We start from the raw sequence: 17,366 nt of genomic DNA, 5'->3' as shown, positions 1-17,366 counted from the left end.
CATGCAACAATCGAACGTTTTTCAAGATCCCCGCCTTGAAGTCACCTACCGCGTGCTGGCAGCCAAGGCGCTGAAGGACCTTTCCTGGAAAGAGATCGCCTCGGGCAGCGGCCTGAGCGTCCCCTACGTGACGGCGGCGCTGCTGGGGCAGCACACGCTGAACCAGGACGCTGCGGAGCTGGTGTGCCAGCGCCTGGGCCTGGACAGCGCCGACGCACGGCAACTGCAAGCCATTCCGCTGCGCGGCAGCATCCCCGGCGGCATACCCACTGATCCGACCATCTATCGTTTCTATGAAATGGTGCAGATCTACGGCACCACCTTGAAGGCCCTGGTCCACGAAGAATTAGGCGACGGCATCATCAGCGCGATCAACTTCAAGCTGGACTTCAAGACCGAAGATGATCCCGACGGCGGCAAGCGCGCAGTGATCACCTTGAACGGCAAATTCTTGCCGAACAAGCCGTACTGATGCGGCGCCGGCGCACCAGCATGGCTGATACCCCCACCCCCAGGCTCAGCGCCGGCCTCGTCATGCTGATGGCGACCGCCACCGGCGTTGCCGTCGCCAGCAACTACTATGCGCAACCTTTGCTGCCTACCATAGCCGCCCAACTGGGCATCTCCAACGCCAGCGCCGGATCGATCGTGACCGCGGCGCAAGTGGGATATGCGCTGGGCCTGATGCTGCTGGTGCCGCTGGCCGACCTGTTCGAACGCAGGAAGCTGATCGTCAGCATGACCCTGCTCTCGGCGGCAGGCTTGTTGCTGACGGCGCTAGCCTCCGGCATCACCCAGGTGTTGATCGGCACGGTGCTGACCGGCCTGTTTTCGGTGGTCGCGCAAATCCTGCTGCCCTTCGCCGCCACCCTGGCCGCGCCGGACCAGCGCGGCAGAGTCGTCGGCAATGTCATGAGCGGCCTGCTGCTGGGGATCTTGTTGGCCCGTACCATCGCCGGTTATTTTTCTTCGCTGGGCGGATGGCAAACGGTGTACTGGTTTGGCGCCGGCATGATGGTCGTCACGGCGCTCGCGCTTGGGCGCGCGCTGCCGCACCACCCGCAGTCGCCGGGCCTGGGCTACCCGCGCCTGCTGGTCTCGACGCTGACCTTGTTCGTGGAAGAACCTGTGCTGCGCGTCCGGGCTTTGCTGGGCGCCGTGGTCTTCTGCGTCTTCAGCATGCTGTGGACATCGTTGTCCTTCTTGCTGGCCGCCGCGCCCTACCATTATTCCGACCGCAGCATAGGTTTGTTCGGACTGGTCGGCGCAGCAGGCGCCCTGGCCGCTGCTCCGGTCGGGCGCTGGGCTGATCGCGGCAAGGCCGGCCATGTCACCAGCATGGGCCTGGGCCTGCTGCTGCTGTCGTGGCTGCCGTTGGCGGCCGCCCAGACTTCGGTCGTGGCATTGCTGGTTGGCGTGCTGGTACTCGACCTGACAGCGCAAGCGATCCATGTGATGAACCTCAGCGTCATCAACCAACTGCGTCCAGACGCGAGCAATCGGCTGACTGCTTGCTATATGAGCTGCTATTTCATCGGCGGCGCCTCCGGGTCCGTGCTCTCCACCTTCGTTTATGCCAGGGCCGGATGGACCGGCGTATCGCTGGCCGGCGCGCTACTCAGCGCAATTGCCATGCTCGCCTGGCGTGCGGGCAATACCATCCAGCTTGCCCGGAACGGTATTGTTGAGAGGAATTAAGCTTCGCTTGGTGACAATTGGTTAGTATTAAAAGACTATTTTCTGCAATAATTTCCGAAAATCAATAACTGTCGAAAAGCAAAGTTGATTTCCCAAAAATAAACTTGCTGGCCGTCGCTGGATTCCGGAGATTAACTTGCTTTTCAAAACGCCAGCCACCCCGCGCCTGTCCCTGCTGTTGCCGGCCTTGTGCCTGGCCTTGCTGCTGTCTCCCTTGTCGTCCAGCGCGCAGACGATCACCTTCGCCGGCTTCTCCTTTGCCGGCGATTAGGCGACGATAGCCGAACGCTTCCCGCACGCGGCCAGCATCGAAAAGTCGCTCAAGGCCGAGGGCGCCGGCCCCTCGCTGTCCCGCATCACCATCGACCGCGCCTACGCCGGCGAGCACGCCGGGCTGGAATACGCGCCGCGCGACACCCTGGCCAACGCCAAGGGCGCCGACCAGGTGCTGATGGCGGTGCTGCTGCTGAACGGCGAAACCGTCTCCACCGAACATATCGGCGACTACTACAAGACCTTCGTCAGCCTGCGCGCCGACGCCCTGATTTTCGACTACAAAAACAAGAACGTGGTGCGCAGCTATCCGCTCAGCGTGGTGATGTTCGACGCCACCGCGCAGCCGCCGACGCCGGCGGCGATCGAAGCCTACGTCAGGGACTTGCTGCTGCGCGAAGACGGCGGCGGCCTGCTGACCCAATTTACCCGCCGCCTGTCGGCCGCGCGCCTGCCGGCGCCCGGCACCAAGACCATCCAGGTACGCCGCGCCCAACTGGCGCCGGAAGCGATGGCGGTGATGCCGGCCGCGATCCGCGACAAACCGGCGCTGGCCGGACAGATGATCGCCGACGCCTTCGGCTCCATCCTGGCGGCCAAGCTGGGTGTGTCGCTGCTGCCAACCGGCCTCGGCCATGCACTGGGCACCATGTCCTTCCGCCTGGACAACGGCGACGCGCTGGACCTGAAGGTCGGCGAGGGCGATTACCTGTTCGACGTCAAGCTCAACAAGTTCGCCAAGATCAAGAGCGGCGAAAACAATGTCGGCGCGTCCTATGTCTACGGCGTGTACGGCAACGTCCGCTTCTTCGAGCCCTTGCTCAACACCGACTTCTTCAATTCGGATTTGAAGAACGGCGAAGTGAAGATCGTGCCGGCCAACCAGACCGACCTGGACGACTTCCCCGCCTACGAGGCGGCGATACGCGGCCTGTTCCTCAAGTTCGCCGACGCCCTGGTGCAGCCGGAGTCGAAGTGGATCGTCACCGCCGCCGCCGCCCCGGAAATCACCAAGCAAATCGCAACATCCAAAGCAATCATAAAGGCGAGTAAATAATGAAAAAAATTCTGTTGGCACTGGTTGCCACGCTGTTGGCGCTGCCGTCCTATGCGCAAGTCGTCACCGCCAAGGGCGTGGCGACGGTCAGCTACGGCGCCACCCTCGGCCCGGCCGACGTCGAGCGCGCCTACCGCGCCGCCCAGGTGGCGTCCATCGAGCGCTACTTCGCCGAAGCGGGCGAGGCGGAGTCCGAAAACTTCGAGACCATCCGGCCGCAGGTGGAAGCCAATCTCGACAAGTTCATCATGAGCGCCACCATGCTCAACGAGCAGGACCAGCCGGTGCTGCACAAGTATTCGGTCTCGGTGCGCACCGAACTGAACGTGACCAAGCTGCGCATCACCCTGCGCGGCGCCAGCCGCGTCAGCCAGACCGCACCGGCCGGCAATTCGCCGATGGTGTATGTCTTCCTCGGCCGCGAAGTGGGCGCGGTGAAATCGTTCGACGACCGCGTGGTCAAGCGCGTCGAAACCAAACTCGACAGCGACGTCAAGGTCAACACCACGGCCCGCGGCAGCGAAGGCGAGAACATCAAATCCAGCCAGATCGCCACCAACGCCAGCAAGCAGAAGACCGCCAAGGTCGCGCTGAACCAGACCCTCAACGTCGAAACCGGCGGCAGCACCACCCGCAAGCAGGACGAAACCAGCTTCCGCATGCTGTCCATGGCCGGCCACAAGACCTCGGTCACCAGCGTGTTCTCGCAATCGGGCTTCGCCGTCGCCGATCCCGAGTTCGTGCTGGCCGACGGCGACCTGAAGGCGGTCAACGCCGACTTCTCCAAAGGCAGCGACCTGACGCCGGCCACCATGCGCGCCCTGGTGCAGTCGCTGCGCAAGGCCGGCGTGCCGCTGTTCGTGCTGGCCACCTTCGACGTCGGCACGCCGGCGCAGGACCCGGAAACTGGCATGCAGCGCGTGACGGTCACGGTGTCGGGCCGCGTGCTCGACGTGAGCGGCGCGCTGCCGCGCGAAGTGGCTGCGGTGCCGCCGGTGCAGTACTTCGCCCTGGCGCCCGACAACGCGGTCGCCACCACCAAGGCGCTGAAAGATGCGTCGCTGCTGGCGGCCAAGGAAATCGTCAGCCGCCTCAACGTCAACGGTATTCACTGATGCATGCGACCGGCAGGCGAACGTCGATAGCCCGCCGGACTATCCAATCGACGGTCCTAAACTAATGAGAAGGCAATACCTATGAAAAGTTCTTACGTCAAAGCCATCGCCGCTGTCGCGATGGTCATGGTTGCCGGCGCCGCCTCGGCGCAATTGGGCAGCTTGACCAAGTCGCTGAACATCGGCACCGGTGGCGGCAGTGCGAGCGCCGAGCAGATCGTGGCCAAGTACGTGGGCGGCACCCAAAGCGTGATGCGCGCCGACGCCAACATGCTGGCGGCGGTGGGCTTGAAGGATGAGGCGGAGAAAGCATCGGTGCAGGCCAAGAACCTGACCGAAGGCGCCACCAAGGGTTCGCTGGAAGAGGCCGCGGCGGTTCGCACCTCCAGCAGCGAGGCGCTGGAGCGCACCTTGAACGGCAAGAAAATCGAGATGGACGCCGCCAGCAAGAAGCAATTCGCCAACGGCGTGGGCGACTTGGCCAAGGGCGTGATCCAGTACGTCGACATGAGCAAGGACGTCAGCGGCTTCAAGCCTGGCATGTCGTCCTTCGGCGCCGCCGCCGGTTCGGCGATCTTTGTCGCCAAGAACCTGCCCGATTCGATCAAGAACCTGGGCCGCACGCTGAAAACCGTGGTGGACTTCTCCAAGGCCAACAACATCCCGGTGCCGAAGGAAGCGACCGACGCCACCTCGCTGCTGTAATTCACCAGCACCATCGCAGCAAGGCGCGCCATCGCGCGCCTTTTTTTATCTCTAGGGAAGCGCAACGAATATGAAGAACATCGCGATAGCCAGCCTGCTGTGCGTCGGCCTGGTGGCATGCGGCCAGAAACAGGAAGCGCCCGCCGCGGCGCCCCCGCCGGCCGGCCCCAACCTGACCCAGACCCCGGACGTCGGCAAGATCGAGCAAGTCCAGACCACCGCCAGCGGCACCGGCATGACGCCCGGCGCGGCGATCAATGACGCGCTAAAGACGGCCATCATGCAAGTCAACGGCACGACTGTCGATGCCGCTTCCGCCAACCTCAACACCTTCTCGCAGGCCACCGCCACGCTGGACGTCGAAAGCTCCTACGGCAACGACAGCCTGAAGGCCAGCGCCACCGCGCAAGGCAGCCATTTCGCCGAGCAGATCGTCACCCAGTCCAAAGGCGTGGTGTCGTCGTTCAAGGTGGCCAAGCTGACGCCGCCGTCCAGCAAGGGCGGCTTGTACAGCGTGGAGATCGCCGCCAGCATCGCCAAGTTCAAGGCGCCGGCCGATAGCGGCAAGATCAAGATCGTGGTGGCGCCATTGCGCTCGAGCCGCAGCAGCTTCAATATCGGCGGACACAACGTTCCCGCCGCCGAGGTGCTGGGCGCGCTGCGCCAGCAAATCATCGACACGCTGTCGCAGAGCGGCCGCTTCACCGTGCTGGACCGCCAGTTCGAAGGCGAACTGCAAAACGAGCTGGACATGATCGGCTCGGGCCAGACCGTCAACACCGATTTCGCCAAGCTCGGCCAGGCCCTCAGCGCGGACCTGGTGTGGGTGGGCGTGGTCAACGATCTCGCTTATGACAAGCACGTGCGCAAATTGCAGACCTCGGATCGCGACCTGGTCAGCTATTCGGGCGGCTGGTCGGTCTCCCAGCGCATGATCAACCTGGCGACGCGCCAGATCCTGCAATCGGCTACCTTGCAAGGCACGGCGCCGTCGATCGCGGCCACGACCATGGGCGCCGGCATCGACGAAGGCGCGACCATGCGCAGCATGCAGTCGGAGATCGTCATGCGCTCGGCCGAAGCGATCCTGTTGCAGACCTTCCCGATCAGCGTGGTCGAACGCGACGGCATGACTGTCGTGCTCAGCCAGGGCGGCACGTCGGTGGTGGAAAACGGACGCTACAAGATCTACCTGCAAGGCAAGGAGATCAAAGATCCGCAGACCGGCCAGTCGCTGGGCAATATGGAATCGGCCTGCTGCGAAGTGGTGATCAACCGCGTCACGCCCAAGCTGTCGTACGGAACGTTGGAGAATGTCGCGATCAAGCTCGATGGCGTGCGTCCCGCCGCCTTGCAGCTGCGTGAAACAGTGACGGCGAAAGCGGCCGTGGCGGTGGCCGAGCCGGCGGAAAAACCGAAGGCGGCCGAACGCAAAGTCGCGGCCAATCGCAGCGTCCCCGCCGCTGCTGCAGGCGAACCGAAGAAGGAAGACTGGTAGTTGTGACAGCAGCCACAGCGGTGTGAAACCGGCCAGCTTTCCTGGCCTGGTCTGGCTGATCGGCGCAGGCCTGTATGTGCTGTGCCTGCCAGTGTTGGTGCGCAAAACTGAAGCGCCGCCGGCGACATCGTAGCCGGCGGCGCTACTGGCGCGGCTAACGCTTGCCGAGCTTGCCCTTCGAGCGGGCCACGGCGGCGCGCTGCATCACTTTCCACTTGGCGACTTCGGCGATGCGGTCCAACGGCGTCTGCTGGCTGCGGCGCGCCTCGCGCAGCAGCTTGTGGTAGTTCAGCAGACGGTCCTCGTCCACCGCGCCGCGCACCGCGCAGCCGGGCTCGGCGGCGTGGCGGCAGTCGCGGAACTGGCATTGCGCCGCCAGCGCGTCGATGTCTTCGAAGGCGGCCGTCAGGCTGGCCTCGTCGGCATCGGGTTGCCAGCTGCGCAGGCCGGGCGTGTCGATGATGCAGGCGCCGCCGTCGCACAGGTGCAGCGAGCGCGACGTGGTGGTATGCCGGCCGCGCCCATCTCCCTTGCGCACGCCGCCGGTTTGCTGGCCGGCCTGCGTCAGCGTGTTGGTCAGCGTGGATTTGCCGGCGCCCGAAGACCCCAGCAACACCAGCGTCTGCCCCACGCCCAGCCAGGGCGCCAGTTGCGCCGCGGCGTCGTCGCTGAGCGTGTTCACGGCCAGCAGCGGAATGCTGGCGGGCAGGCGCTGCCGCAGCAGCTCCATGCGCTGTTCCACCTCGTCGCCGATGTCGGCCTTGCTCATCACTACCACCGGCTCCACGCCGGCAGTCTTGACAATGGCGAGGTAGCGCTCCAGCCGGCGCGGGTTGAAGTCGTGATCCAGGCCCATCACCAGCAGCGCCGTATCGACGTTGCTGACCAGGCTGTGATGGCGGCCATCGTTGCCGCGCCGGGCGATGTGGGTGGTGGGCGGCAGCAGCGCGCTGAGCCAGCGTTCGTCGTGCGCCAGCGTGGTGCTGAGCACCCAGTCGCCGACGGCCAGGGCTGCGTCGTGCTGCACCGGCAGCACGCGCGCGCGGAACTCGGCCTGGCCGTCGTGGACGGTAAGCCAGTCGCGCTGGATTTCGGTGATGCGCACCAACTGGGCGTTGGCCGGGATGTCGTGCAAGAGATAAAGCTGGCTGGCGATGGTTTGCGTTAAGCCGATAAGGCGCAGCGATTCAAAATCGATGTCGATCATGGTGGTGTGTTTCCTGATTCCGGTAAGGCGAGCAATACCCTTCGCGGTAAGGCGAATAGGTGGCGAATACGGGAAGTCAGCTGCGCGAGTACGCGCGGATCAACACTCTACAGGGGGGAGTCCCGGCGTAATCAGGCAGCCGACAGGAGGGCAGTATCTACGTGGCGCATTTATGGTCTCCTGTGGTTGGGTAAGGCGCACAGTGTCGCACCGGAAGATAGCGCCGTCAATTGCCTTCACACTTCTTGAGGCTGGTTGGCGATCGCGATCAGTGCTTCAGGATGATGGAGGGCGATGGCGATCAGAGTCCGTACGGCACCGACAGGCGGCTTGCGGTCTTGTTCCCAGCTTTCCAGAGTGCTAACGGAAATACCGAATAAGGCGGCGAACTGCTCCGGTGTCAGCCCGGTATTTTTTCGTGCGGCGATGAGAGGCGAATAGACTACGCGTCCGAGCCCGGCTTTCATTTGCTCGCCAGCTTGAAGCAACTCGGCAGCCAAGTCGCGGGTGGCTTCAAAGGCTGCAAGCTCTTCATCGCTGAGAGGCAATTTACTATTCGTAGACACGGCGAATTTCCTTTAATGTTGCGCTGGACAGATTTGCGGTTTCTGCCTTCGCGTATAGCGTCAACAAAACAACTTCGTCAGCAGAGTTACGAGTAAAGTAAATCACTCTCACACCGCCTGACTTACCGGATCCTGCTCGGCGCCACCGGACTTTGCGAACGCCCCCGGTTGCTGGCACAACGTCGCCCGCCGACGGATGCATGGAGATGTATGCCGCAAAGGCTCCCCGTTCGTCCTCATTCCAATACAGAGGCCAGCGGCTTTGGAACAGCGGCGTTTCGATGACGGTGTACATGAAACGACTGTACCTTCAGGAAGTATAGTCGATTTGGCGTGGCGTCAAATGGTCGCCGGTCTTCGTGCTGCAGCTGGTTTGATACGGTCAACGATGCTGGCCGGCGAACGGAAACTCTTCCGCGGTGGTGAGGACATCAACCTGCTTGAAGCGACGACTCATGCTTGCTCCTTGCAACTGCGGCGGTAATCGGCGGGCGGCTTGCCGACCAGTTTTTCAAAATCGGTGGTGAAGTGGGCCTGGTCGTAATAGCCCAGCGCCTGCGCCAGCGAGGCCAGGTCGATCTCGCTGCCGTGCGACAGCTGGTCGGCCGCGTCCAGCAGGCGGTTGCGGCGTATCGCCCATTTCGGCGTGGCGCCCACATATTCCCTGAACAGCATTTGCAGGCGGCGCACGCTGGTGCCGGTGTGGTCCGCCAACTGCCGCACCTGCGTGATCTCGGGATGATGCTGGATCGCATCCAGGATCTGCGCGATGCGCGCGTTCTGCGGATCGGGCACGGGCAGGGCGCGGCGCAGGATGGCGCTGGCCGCCTCCACCATGCCGGCGTCGTCGGCTGCCGTCAGCACGCTGCGCTCGGCTTGCGCGTCGTCGCAATCGAACAGTGCCGACAGCGGCAATTCGCGGTCCGTCACCGACTGCACCGGCCGCTTCAGGAAGCTGCGGAAGGCGCCCGGCAAAAAGCGCACACCGAGGATGCGGCCGCTGTTTTTCAGCGTATATTCGAACGCACCCGTCATCACGCCGAACACCGCCGTGCGGCCGGCGTCGAACACCAGGTGGATGCAGGGCGAGGGCAGGGTGCGCTGCACATGGACCACGCCTTCGGGCAACTGCCACGCCACCAGCCAGAAGTACTCGACGAAAGGCGCCAGGTCGGGGCCGGGCAGGTAGCGTTCCAGGCGGAAGATTTTTTCGGCTGCGGCGGGATTGACCACGCCCTTGGGCCGGCTCGTCACGGTGTGCATACAATGTTCGCGTTTTTACAAGACCCCCATCATAGCAAGAGTTATCGTGGCGTTTCTTCACCATCGACAGGAGACATAACATGGCACCACTGCTGACTTTGTACCATTGCCCGTATTCCCGCTCCACCGGCGTCATGACCTTGCTGGAGGAGTTGCATGCACCCTACGACCTGCATGTGATGAACATGAAGAAGGGCGAGAACCGCGAAGCGGCCTACCTGGCCGTCAACCCGATGGGCAAGGTGCCGGCGGTCCGCCACGGCGACGCCGTCATCACCGAGCAGGTGGCGATCTACCTGTACCTGGCCGACCTGTTCCCGGACGCCAAGCTGGCGCCGCCGCTGGGCGATCCGCTGCGCGGACCGTACTTGCGGTGGATGGCTTTCTACGGCAGCTGCTTCGAGCCGGCCATCGTCGACAAGTGGATGAAAAACACGCCGGCCGACAAGGCGTCCTGCCACTACGGCGACTTCGACACCATGTTCAACACGCTGGTCGACCAGCTGTCCAAGGGCCCGTACCTGTTGGGCGAGCAGTTCAGCGCGCTGGACGTGCTGTGGGCCTCATCGATGGGCTGGATGGGCGCCTACGAGCTGCTGCCCAAGCTGCCGGTGATCGAGCAGTACGTGGCGCGCGTCACGAGCCGGCCAGCCTTTGCCGCAGCCAACGCCAAGGACGGCGAACTGGCCGCCGCCCAGGCCGCTTAGCGCTTTTCTTCCATCACGGCCAGCAGGTGGCCGTCCGGGTCGCGGAAAAAGCCCATCCACAGTTCGTGGTCGGGCATTTTCGCGACCAGGTGCGGCGCCGCTTCGAACACCACCCCTTTGGTTTGTAGCTCGGCGGCCACAGTCTCGATCTGCTCGACCTTGAAATAGTGGCACACGCCGGTACCGGCCTGCACCGGCGCCTTGCCCGACCCCTCCAGCATCAGGCGCACGCCGCCGCAATCGAAAAACACCAGCTCGCCGTAGCGGAACAGCTTGGGCAGCCCCAGGCTGTCGCCGTAAAACTGCTCCGAGCGGTCGGCATTGGAAACGGGCAGGGCGATCTGCCCCAGGCAGGAAAGCGTCATGGTGCACACCTTTGAAAATTGCATATTGTCATCGTCTATTTCCTGAGTGATAATTTGATGGGCAAGTTGTCCATCAGGGGAAATACATGAAAAGAATACTCGCTTTATCGTGTTTGTTGGCACTGGCCGCTTGCGCCCCGGCGCCGGTCATGGTCGTCGCGCCGGCGCCTCAGACTGCCGCGCCCGTCATGACCGCCAACCTGCCGCTGGAGGAAGTGCCGCTGAAACTGATGTCGCCCAGCCAGAGCGCGGCCCGGGTCAACTGATCGCGGGAGGCGCTCGCCGCACCGTGTTGATGCGGCTGGATGCAGGCTGCAAGGCCGTTTCGATGATGGTGAGCGCTAACTCAGGCTGCGCGCTGCCGCACATGAAGATGTCGGCGGCGGCAAAGCCGCATTCGGGCCAGGTGTGGATAGAGATGTGCGATTCGGCCAGCAGCACCACGCCGGTCACGCCCTGGCCTACGCCAAAGCCGTGAAAATGACTGAACAGCACGCGCGCGTGCGCGGCCTCGGCCGCCGAGCGCAGCAGCGCCTCCAGCGCGGCGCAATTGCCCAGTTTTTCAGCAGCGATGCCGCTCAGGTCCGCCAGCAGATGCGTGCCGGCCGGCTGGTGCACGGCCGCCGCCTGCGGAAGTGTTTCGCGTTTCACTTGTGGCCTCCGCCGCCGGAGCCGCCGCCGTAACTGCCGCCGCCGCCGCCGGTGTTCGAGCTCCAGGTGCTGCCCCGGTAGCCGCTGCCGTAGTTGTTGCCGCCGCTCGTGGCGCGCATCCAGCTGCTGCCCGAGGTGACCACCGACACGATGATCGCGTAGATGAAGAATTTGCTCATGACTTGTCCTCGTTATCCATAAACCAGGCGGGCAGGTAGATCGCCGCCGCGCCGACCAGGCTGAGGAACCAGGTGCCGGAGAAATTCATCAGCAAGGGGATCGCATTAATCGCCAGCATGAACCAGATGATGTATTTGGCCGTGTCGCGGTAGCGGCGCTTGCCGCCCTTGGCCGCCGCCGGCGCGCCCACGCGGCCCTTGAACTTGTCGCCGAACCAGGCCTTGAGCTGGTCGGCCGATACCGGCGAGGAGCGCGACCACGTCATCTCCTGGTCCGTCGTTTCGGACGCCAGCCGGATCTGGCCGGCGGAGAATTCCTCCACCCGCGTGCGGTCGCCCGCCGCCACCCGCCAGTTGAAGGCGCCGGCGGCGAAGGTCACCACCGAGCCGTAATCGTACAGGCGGGAAAACTGCGACTTATCCACAACCACTGTCGGCGCGCCCGGCGCATAGCGCGCCGGCCACTCGGCCATCACGTTGGAACCGGACCAGCCCTCGTCGGTTTCCACCAGCCACGAGAAGCCGGCGCGGGTGCCGTACATCAGGTACTCGTTCCACTGCGTGCCCTCGTCGTCGGCGCGGCGCATCATGCCGATGATGGTGAAGTCCTGGTTGTTGATCCTGGCGGTCGCGCCCAGTTCTATCGTCATTGGCACGGCGGCCACGCGCTCGCCGGCGGCCAGCACTTCGGCCTTCGGGTTGGCGGCGTCGATCTGCGCGTGGCAGGCCGGGCACACCAGCGTCGCCGTCACGCCGGGGATGTATTTGATCGCGCTGCCGCAGGACGGGCAATCGAGCGCATCGAGCTTGCCGCGATAACGGCCGGCCGCGCGCTGGATGGTGTCGTCGTCGCGCAGCAGCTGGCATTGCATGCTCTCCAGCGTCACCGCCACGCCGGTGTAGACCACGGGGCGCGGGGCATCCGAATAATCGAGCGTGATGAATTCGCCGCCGCGGCGGAAGTCCGCCACCTTGGCCTGGTAGCCTGCACCGACCTTGAACGGCAGCTCGCCCTGGCCGCCGATGCAATCGGCGGTGCGGATTTCGGCGGCGATGTAGGGCGCGCCATTGATCGGGTAACTCTGGCCGGGCCGCAGCTGCTCGAAGGCCGGCAACTCGCCCTCGCCCTTGTACTGCGCGGTGACGGTGTACATGCCGGACGAATCGCCCAGCCACGAGGTGATGCCGTCGTCGAACAGCAGATACCACTCGTTCCACATGCCGGCCGCATAGCGCAGCTGGATGCGGCCGACCACCGTGAACTGGCGCTTGCCCAGCACCCCGGTGGTGCCGATCTGGATCGGCGAATAGTCCTCCAGCACGGACGACATCTTGCCCAGGTCCTTGACCGAGTCGGCGTCTTTGAGCACGCTGGTGCTGCAATATTCGCAGACAGCCATAACCGAGGCGTGCGAGCGGAATTTGACTTCCGCGCCGCAGCTGGGACAGGAAACGATTTGCATTAGCCGATCAGTTTTTTCAGCAGTTCGGCCTTGGTGCTGTCGTAGTCGGTAGCCGAGATCAAGCCCTTGTCGAGCAGACCCTTAAGTTTTTCCAGCCGCGCCTCGATCGAGTCCTCGGCCGGCGCCGCAGGCGCTGCGGCAGCCTGCGGCGCCAGGGTCGCGCCGAGCGCCTGGCCCATCACCTGGCCCAGCTGCACGCCGGCGCCCAGGCCGACGCCGATGCCGGCCATGCCGCCCTCGTTCTGCGCCGCCATCGGAATCGCGCTGGCCACCTGGTACTTGGTGAAGCCGGCCATCTTGTCGGCGCTCATGCCGCCCTTCATACCGGCGGAGATGCGCTCGTCCAGCGCGGCCTGCAATTCCTCCGGCAGGCTGACGCTGGCGACGTTGAATTCATCGAGGCCGATGCCGTAGCGGCCGAACGCCGCGGCCAGGTCGCCCTTGACCTGCTGCGCCATCAGCGCCTGGTTGGCCGCCATGTCGAGGAAGGGCACCTGCGCGCTGCCCAGCGAGCTGGCCATGGTCGCCATCAGGATGCCGCGCAGCTGGTCTTCCACCTCGTCGCGGGTGTAGGCCTCGCGGGTGCCGCTGATCTCCTTGAAGAACAGCCGCGGATCGGCCACGCGGTACGAGTACATGCCGAAGGCGCGCACGCGCACCATGTCGAAGTCCTTGTCGCGGATGGTGATCGGTTGCTGCGTGCCCCATTTGCGGCCGGTCTGCACGCGGGTGCTGAAATAGTAGACGTCCGACTTGAACGGCGAATCGAACAGCTTGTCCCAGTTTTTCAGGTTGGTCAGCACCGGCAGGGTTTGGGTGCTCAGCTTGTGGGTGCCGGGGCCGAACACGTCGGCGATCTGGCCCTCGTTGACGAACACCGCCATCTGCGATTCACGCACCACCAGCACGCCGCCGTTCTGGATCTCCTGGTCCTGCATCGGATAACGCCAGGCCAGTACGCCGTCGATTTCCTCGTTCCACTGAAGTACGTCGATAAACTGCTTCTTGATAAAGCTGCCTAAGCCCATGATGGTCCTCGCTAATTAGGAAATGCAGGCGCCGTTGATGGCGCCGATGGAAATGGAGATGGCGCCCAGCAGGCCGCCGAAGGCCGCGTTGTTGCCTTCAATCTGGTCCTTCGACATGTTCAGCACACGCGTGGTGATGGCATAGGCCAGCATCTGCACCACCATCGCGCCGAGCGCCCAGGCGGAGAACTCCCGGTAATCGGCAGTATGCACCAGCGCCGAAGCGATGGTGATGGAAAAACCTATCAGGGCCCCGCCCAGCGATAGCGCCGCGGCGAAATTCCCCTGCCGTATCAGCAGCACCTCGTCGAAAGGCGTCATCCACGTGTAGGCTTTGAAAAATATCGCCAGCAGCACGGCGGCCAGCAAAAGGTGAATCAGGTAGTTTAGGATGGCGGGCACGGCGCACCTTGGGTTAAAGTGGTTAACTTGCTAACGCTCAAACATATTAGTGCAAAAATAGCTAAATGACCAAAAAGATTCTCATCCTGTCCGTCTTCGTCGTCGCTTCCTGCGGCCTGGCCTATGAATTGATCGCCGGCGCCCTGTCCAGCTACCTGCTGGGCGATTCCATCCTGCAGTTTTCCACCATCATCGGCTGCTATCTGTTCGCCATGGGCGTGGGTGCGCACTTTTCCAAGTATGTCAGGGATGAGGATGTGCTCTCGCGGTTTGTGGATATCGAACTGGCGGTCGGCCTGGTGGGCGGTTTGTCGGCGGCGGTGCTGTTCCTGACCTTTTCGTGGATGGCGGCGCCGTTCCGCACGCTGCTCTACGTGATGGTGTTTCTGATCGGCGCCTTCGTCGGCATGGAGGTGCCGCTGGTGATGCGCGCGCTCAACGAGCGCAAGACCGAATTCAATGAGCTGGTCAGCCGCGTGCTGACCTTCGACTACCTGGGCGCGCTGGCCGTGTCGCTGCTGTTCCCGCTGGTGCTGGCGCCGTATCTGGGGCTGGTGCGCACCGGCTTCCTGTTCGGCATGTTGAATGTGGGCGTCGCCCTGTGGACAATTACCGCGTTTCGCACAGAGCTGAAAAACGTCAGCGGCCGCATGCTGCGCGCCGCCAGCGTGATGTGCGTGCTGGTCTTCGGCTTCGCCTTCGCCGACAAGATGACCTACTGGGGCGAGCATGGCCTGTTCGGCGACGAGATCGTGTACGCCACCACCACGCCCTACCAGCGGCTGGTGATCACGCGCTGGAAGGACGACCTGCGCCTGTACATCAATGGCAACCTGCAATTCTCCTCGCGCGACGAGTACCGCTACCACGAGGCGCTGGTGCATCCGGTGCTGCAACCGCTGCCCTGGGCGCGGCGCGTGCTGGTGCTGGGCGGCGGCGATGGCCTGGCGCTGCGCGAGATCCTGCGCTATCCGAACGTCGAGCAGGTGACGCTGGTCGACCTGGACCCTGCAATGACAGGCGCCTTCACCAAGCGCGAAGAGCTGGTCAAGCTCAATCATGGCTCCTTCAGCGACAAGCGGGTGCGCGTCATCAACGCCGATGCGGCGATCTGGCTGCAACACAGCGACGACATGTTCGACGCCGTCATCGTCGACTTCCCCGATCCGTCCAGTTTCGCGCTGGGCAAGCTGTATTCGGTGCCGTTCTACGGCATGGTGAAGAAGCACCTGTCCGCCAACGGCCTGATGGTGGTGCAATCGACGTCGCCGTTCTTCGCGCCGCACGCCTACTGGACCATCGACGCCACGCTGCGCGAAGTCGGCCTGAAGACCTATCCGTATCACGCCTACGTGCCGTCGTTCGGTGAATGGGGCTTCATTCTCGCCACGCCGCAGGCGGACTACAAGCCGCCCACCGCATACCGCCTGCCGATGCGCTACCTGAACGCCGAGACCACGCGCGAGATGTTCATCTTCCCGCCGGATATGAAGGCGCTGCCGATGGAGCCCAACCGCCTCAACACGCAGTCGCTGGTGCACGAGTTCGAGCAGGACTGGCGCAGGGTGATCCGCTGATGCTGCGCCGCTCCTTCCTTGTATGGGCCGGCGCCAGCGGCGTGGTGGCGGCGGGCAGCGTGGCGGGATTTCATCGCTGGCAGGAGATCACGCCGGCGGTCCACTATCCGGGCCGCGACGAGGGCCACTTCCTGCGCGACCGCCGCGCCTTGCCTCCGCCGTCGGAAGTCATCCACACCGACATCGCCATCCTCGGCTCCGGCGTGGCCGGCCTGACCGCCGCATGGAAGCTGAAAAAAATCGGCAAGACCGAGGTGCTGATGATCGACGGCCCGCAGCCGCACGGCAACGCCGCCGGCGGCGCCTTCGGCGAGCTCGAATATCCGACCGGCGCGCACTACCTGCCGCTGCCGTCGCCGGAATCGGTGCATGTGCGCGAGATCCTGGCCGACCTGGGCATCATTCAAAAAGATGCGATGGCGGAGAAGCCCTACTACGATGAGCGCTTCATCCTGCACGGGCCGGAAGAGCGCCTGCTGTTCAACGGCCACTGGCAGGACGGCTTCATCCCCACCGACGGTGTGGCGCAATGGGAGCGCGATGAGCACAAGCGCTTCTTCGCCGAGGTAACGCGGCTGCGCCAAACCCACGGCGCCGACGGCCGCCGCGTGTTCGTGTTCCCGACCGTGCTGTCGTCGGAGGACCCGCAGTGGCAGGCGCTGGACCGCATCACGCTCAGGCAGTGGCTGGAGCAGAACGGCTACAAGTCGCCGACGTTGCACTGGTATCTGAACTACTGCTGCCGCGACGATTACGGCACCCGCTATGACCAGGTTTCGGCCTGGGCCGGGCTGCACTACTATTGCAGCCGCTGGGGCCAGGCCGCCAACGCCGGCAACGGCGCCTGGCTCACCTGGCCGGGAGGCTTGCAGCCGCTGGCTTCCAGCATCGAGCGCGCGGCCGGCGTCCAGCGCAAGGCCGGCACCGTGGTGTCGCTGAAAACCACCGCGGACGGCGTCGAGGCGCTGTGCTTCAAGCTGGAAAACAGCAAGCCGTCCACCTACATCGTGCGCGCCCGCAAGGCGATCTGCGCGATGCCGACCCACGTGGCGGCGCGGGTGGTGGATAACATCGCCGCTTACGGCTTCGACCCGGCCAAACACGTTCCCGACTACGCGCCGTGGATGGTGGCGAACTTCCTGCTCAAGCGCTTCCCGGATGAGCGTCCCAGCCAGCCGCTGTCGTGGGATAACGTGGTGTACAGCGAGCCGGGACTGGGCTTCGTCGTCTCGACGCACCAGGACATTCGCGTGGGGCCGCCGGAGAAGACGGTGTTCAGCGCCTACGTCGCCCTGTCGGACCGCAAGCCCGCCGCCGCGCGCCGCTGGCTGGAGGCGGCCAGGCCGGAGGAGCTGCTGGCGCTGGCCAGCGCCGATCTGAAGGAAGCCTACGGCTCGCAGTTCGCCTCCTGCGTTGAGCGGGTCGACATCACGTTGCGCGGCCACGCGATGGCGTCGCCGGGGCCCAACTTCCGCAGCAACGCCGGCATGAAGGCGCTGCGTGAAGTGGATGGCCCCATCCTGTTCGCGCATGCCGACCTGTCGGGCTTCTCGGTGTTCGAGGAAGCCGCATGGTGGGGCTATCGCGCCGCAACCCTCGCCGCAAAGTGATA

At 64.2% G+C, this 17,366-nt stretch carries 21 protein-coding genes; 11 read left to right on the top strand and 10 right to left on the bottom strand.

Going from position 1 to position 17,366, the window contains the following annotated elements; genetic code table 11:
* The first annotated feature begins 1 nt into the window (after window position 1).
* From cynS to KVP70_RS07125, 7 genes are all read left to right on the top strand, one after another.
* Window positions 2-472, top strand: a complete 471-nt coding sequence (gene cynS, locus KVP70_RS07150) for a cyanase (RefSeq protein WP_217941456.1) — start codon at window positions 2-4, stop codon at window positions 470-472.
* Between the two features lie 20 nt (window positions 473-492).
* Complete coding sequence (locus tag KVP70_RS07145) at window positions 493-1,698, top strand: MFS transporter (RefSeq protein ID WP_217941455.1); 1,206 nt, start codon at window positions 493-495, stop codon at window positions 1,696-1,698.
* 136 nt (window positions 1,699-1,834) lie between these two features.
* On the top strand, window positions 1,835-1,969 hold the full coding sequence (locus tag KVP70_RS34595) for a hypothetical protein (RefSeq protein ID WP_255575800.1): 135 nt from the start codon (window positions 1,835-1,837) through the stop codon (window positions 1,967-1,969).
* Between the two features lie 180 nt (window positions 1,970-2,149).
* Window positions 2,150-3,028, top strand: a complete 879-nt coding sequence (locus KVP70_RS07140; RefSeq protein WP_217941454.1) for a hypothetical protein — start codon at window positions 2,150-2,152, stop codon at window positions 3,026-3,028.
* Complete coding sequence (locus KVP70_RS07135; RefSeq protein WP_217941453.1) at window positions 3,028-4,143, top strand: hypothetical protein; 1,116 nt, start codon at window positions 3,028-3,030, stop codon at window positions 4,141-4,143. Before KVP70_RS07140 ends, KVP70_RS07135 begins: the two co-directional genes overlap by 1 nt.
* A gap of 81 nt (window positions 4,144-4,224) precedes the next feature.
* Entirely contained in the window at window positions 4,225-4,848 is a 624-nt protein-coding gene (locus KVP70_RS07130) for a hypothetical protein (RefSeq protein ID WP_217941452.1), read from the top strand.
* A 70-nt stretch (window positions 4,849-4,918) separates the two neighbouring features.
* Entirely contained in the window at window positions 4,919-6,346 is a 1,428-nt protein-coding gene (locus KVP70_RS07125) for a CsgG/HfaB family protein (protein ID WP_217941451.1), read from the top strand.
* A 154-nt stretch (window positions 6,347-6,500) separates the two neighbouring features.
* Here the strand turns inward: KVP70_RS07125 and rsgA are convergent, their stop codons facing one another.
* The 4 genes from rsgA to KVP70_RS07105 all read right to left on the bottom strand — a co-directional run bounded on the left by rsgA (window position 6,501) and on the right by KVP70_RS07105 (window position 9,382).
* A complete protein-coding gene (rsgA, locus tag KVP70_RS07120; protein WP_217941450.1) occupies window positions 6,501-7,553 on the bottom strand; it encodes a ribosome small subunit-dependent GTPase A in 1,053 nt (350 codons plus the stop codon).
* A 236-nt stretch (window positions 7,554-7,789) separates the two neighbouring features.
* The gene (locus KVP70_RS07115) at window positions 7,790-8,119 is read right to left on the bottom strand and encodes a helix-turn-helix domain-containing protein (RefSeq protein ID WP_217941449.1); all 330 of its coding nucleotides are present in this window, start codon (window positions 8,117-8,119) and stop codon (window positions 7,790-7,792) included.
* A complete protein-coding gene (locus tag KVP70_RS07110; protein ID WP_307730271.1) occupies window positions 8,106-8,321 on the bottom strand; it encodes a type II toxin-antitoxin system RelE/ParE family toxin in 216 nt (71 codons plus the stop codon). The genes KVP70_RS07115 and KVP70_RS07110 overlap by 14 nt, the downstream gene beginning before the upstream one ends.
* Before the next feature lie 251 nt (window positions 8,322-8,572).
* Window positions 8,573-9,382, bottom strand: coding sequence for an AraC family transcriptional regulator (locus tag KVP70_RS07105; protein WP_217941447.1), 810 nt, complete (start codon window positions 9,380-9,382; stop codon window positions 8,573-8,575).
* A gap of 80 nt (window positions 9,383-9,462) precedes the next feature.
* Here KVP70_RS07105 and KVP70_RS07100 point away from each other — a divergent pair, with 80 nt between their 5' ends.
* On the top strand, window positions 9,463-10,089 hold the full coding sequence (locus tag KVP70_RS07100) for a glutathione S-transferase family protein (protein WP_217941446.1): 627 nt from the start codon (window positions 9,463-9,465) through the stop codon (window positions 10,087-10,089).
* Here the strand turns inward: KVP70_RS07100 and KVP70_RS07095 are convergent.
* Window positions 10,086-10,454 carry a VOC family protein gene (locus KVP70_RS07095; RefSeq protein WP_217941445.1) on the bottom strand — a complete coding sequence of 123 codons (369 nt, stop codon included), beginning with the start codon at window positions 10,452-10,454 and terminating at the stop codon, window positions 10,086-10,088. The genes KVP70_RS07100 and KVP70_RS07095 overlap by 4 nt on opposite strands.
* An 86-nt stretch (window positions 10,455-10,540) precedes the next feature.
* Here KVP70_RS07095 and KVP70_RS07090 point away from each other — a divergent pair, with 86 nt between their 5' ends.
* Window positions 10,541-10,720: a hypothetical protein gene (locus KVP70_RS07090; protein ID WP_217941444.1), complete on the top strand. Its 180-nt coding sequence runs from the start codon at window positions 10,541-10,543 to the stop codon at window positions 10,718-10,720.
* On the opposite strand, the gene speD is transcribed toward KVP70_RS07090, so the two are convergent.
* From speD to KVP70_RS07065, 5 genes are all read right to left on the bottom strand, one after another.
* Window positions 10,713-11,105, bottom strand: a complete 393-nt coding sequence (gene speD / locus KVP70_RS07085; RefSeq protein ID WP_217941443.1) for an adenosylmethionine decarboxylase — start codon at window positions 11,103-11,105, stop codon at window positions 10,713-10,715. The genes KVP70_RS07090 and speD overlap by 8 nt on opposite strands.
* Window positions 11,102-11,284 carry a hypothetical protein gene (locus KVP70_RS07080; protein ID WP_217941442.1) on the bottom strand — a complete coding sequence of 61 codons (183 nt, stop codon included), beginning with the start codon at window positions 11,282-11,284 and terminating at the stop codon, window positions 11,102-11,104. Before KVP70_RS07080 ends, speD begins: the two co-directional genes overlap by 4 nt.
* Entirely contained in the window at window positions 11,281-12,684 is a 1,404-nt protein-coding gene (locus tag KVP70_RS07075; protein WP_229224662.1) for a DUF4178 domain-containing protein, read from the bottom strand. Before KVP70_RS07075 ends, KVP70_RS07080 begins: the two co-directional genes overlap by 4 nt.
* A 62-nt stretch (window positions 12,685-12,746) precedes the next feature.
* On the bottom strand, window positions 12,747-13,775 hold the full coding sequence (locus KVP70_RS07070; protein ID WP_217941440.1) for an SPFH domain-containing protein: 1,029 nt from the start codon (window positions 13,773-13,775) through the stop codon (window positions 12,747-12,749).
* Between the two features lie 15 nt (window positions 13,776-13,790).
* The gene (locus KVP70_RS07065; protein ID WP_262311726.1) at window positions 13,791-14,177 is read right to left on the bottom strand and encodes a DUF350 domain-containing protein; all 387 of its coding nucleotides are present in this window, start codon (window positions 14,175-14,177) and stop codon (window positions 13,791-13,793) included.
* A gap of 65 nt (window positions 14,178-14,242) precedes the next feature.
* Here KVP70_RS07065 and KVP70_RS07060 point away from each other — a divergent pair, with 65 nt between their 5' ends.
* Both KVP70_RS07060 and KVP70_RS07055 read left to right on the top strand, forming a co-directional pair.
* Window positions 14,243-15,754 (top strand): polyamine aminopropyltransferase, encoded by a 1,512-nt coding sequence (locus KVP70_RS07060; protein WP_217941439.1) that lies wholly within the window; start codon window positions 14,243-14,245, stop codon window positions 15,752-15,754.
* Entirely contained in the window at window positions 15,754-17,364 is a 1,611-nt protein-coding gene (locus KVP70_RS07055; RefSeq protein ID WP_217941438.1) for an NAD(P)-binding protein, read from the top strand. Before KVP70_RS07060 ends, KVP70_RS07055 begins: the two co-directional genes overlap by 1 nt.
* Window positions 17,365-17,366 lie beyond the last annotated feature (2 nt).

It is taken from the genome of Duganella violaceipulchra (assembly GCF_019166075.1).
In the GTDB taxonomy this organism is placed as follows: Bacteria; Pseudomonadota; Gammaproteobacteria; order Burkholderiales; family Burkholderiaceae_D; genus Rugamonas; species Rugamonas violaceipulchra.
The sequence above is the reverse complement of the archived record's forward strand: the minus strand, read 5'-3'. Positions and strand labels throughout refer to the sequence as shown.

Coding starts and splice junctions, on each gene's coding strand:
- cynS (WP_217941456.1), top strand. CDS start 2: ATGCAACAATCGAACGTTTTTCAAGATCCCCGCCTTGAAGTCACCTAC.
- KVP70_RS07145 (WP_217941455.1), top strand. CDS start 493: ATGGCTGATACCCCCACCCCCAGGCTCAGCGCCGGCCTCGTCATGCTG.
- KVP70_RS07140 (WP_217941454.1), top strand. CDS start 2,150: ATGGCGGTGCTGCTGCTGAACGGCGAAACCGTCTCCACCGAACATATC.
- KVP70_RS07135 (WP_217941453.1), top strand. CDS start 3,028: ATGAAAAAAATTCTGTTGGCACTGGTTGCCACGCTGTTGGCGCTGCCG.
- KVP70_RS07130 (WP_217941452.1), top strand. CDS start 4,225: ATGAAAAGTTCTTACGTCAAAGCCATCGCCGCTGTCGCGATGGTCATG.
- KVP70_RS07125 (WP_217941451.1), top strand. CDS start 4,919: ATGAAGAACATCGCGATAGCCAGCCTGCTGTGCGTCGGCCTGGTGGCA.
- rsgA (WP_217941450.1), bottom strand. CDS start 7,553: ATGATCGACATCGATTTTGAATCGCTGCGCCTTATCGGCTTAACGCAA.
- KVP70_RS07110 (WP_307730271.1), bottom strand. CDS start 8,321: ATGCATCCGTCGGCGGGCGACGTTGTGCCAGCAACCGGGGGCGTTCGC.
- KVP70_RS07105 (WP_217941447.1), bottom strand. CDS start 9,382: ATGCACACCGTGACGAGCCGGCCCAAGGGCGTGGTCAATCCCGCCGCA.
- KVP70_RS07100 (WP_217941446.1), top strand. CDS start 9,463: ATGGCACCACTGCTGACTTTGTACCATTGCCCGTATTCCCGCTCCACC.
- KVP70_RS07095 (WP_217941445.1), bottom strand. CDS start 10,454: ATGACGCTTTCCTGCCTGGGGCAGATCGCCCTGCCCGTTTCCAATGCC.
- KVP70_RS07090 (WP_217941444.1), top strand. CDS start 10,541: ATGAAAAGAATACTCGCTTTATCGTGTTTGTTGGCACTGGCCGCTTGC.
- KVP70_RS07080 (WP_217941442.1), bottom strand. CDS start 11,284: ATGAGCAAATTCTTCATCTACGCGATCATCGTGTCGGTGGTCACCTCG.
- KVP70_RS07075 (WP_229224662.1), bottom strand. CDS start 12,684: ATGGCTGTCTGCGAATATTGCAGCACCAGCGTGCTCAAAGACGCCGAC.
- KVP70_RS07070 (WP_217941440.1), bottom strand. CDS start 13,775: ATGGGCTTAGGCAGCTTTATCAAGAAGCAGTTTATCGACGTACTTCAG.
- KVP70_RS07060 (WP_217941439.1), top strand. CDS start 14,243: ATGACCAAAAAGATTCTCATCCTGTCCGTCTTCGTCGTCGCTTCCTGC.
- KVP70_RS07055 (WP_217941438.1), top strand. CDS start 15,754: ATGCTGCGCCGCTCCTTCCTTGTATGGGCCGGCGCCAGCGGCGTGGTG.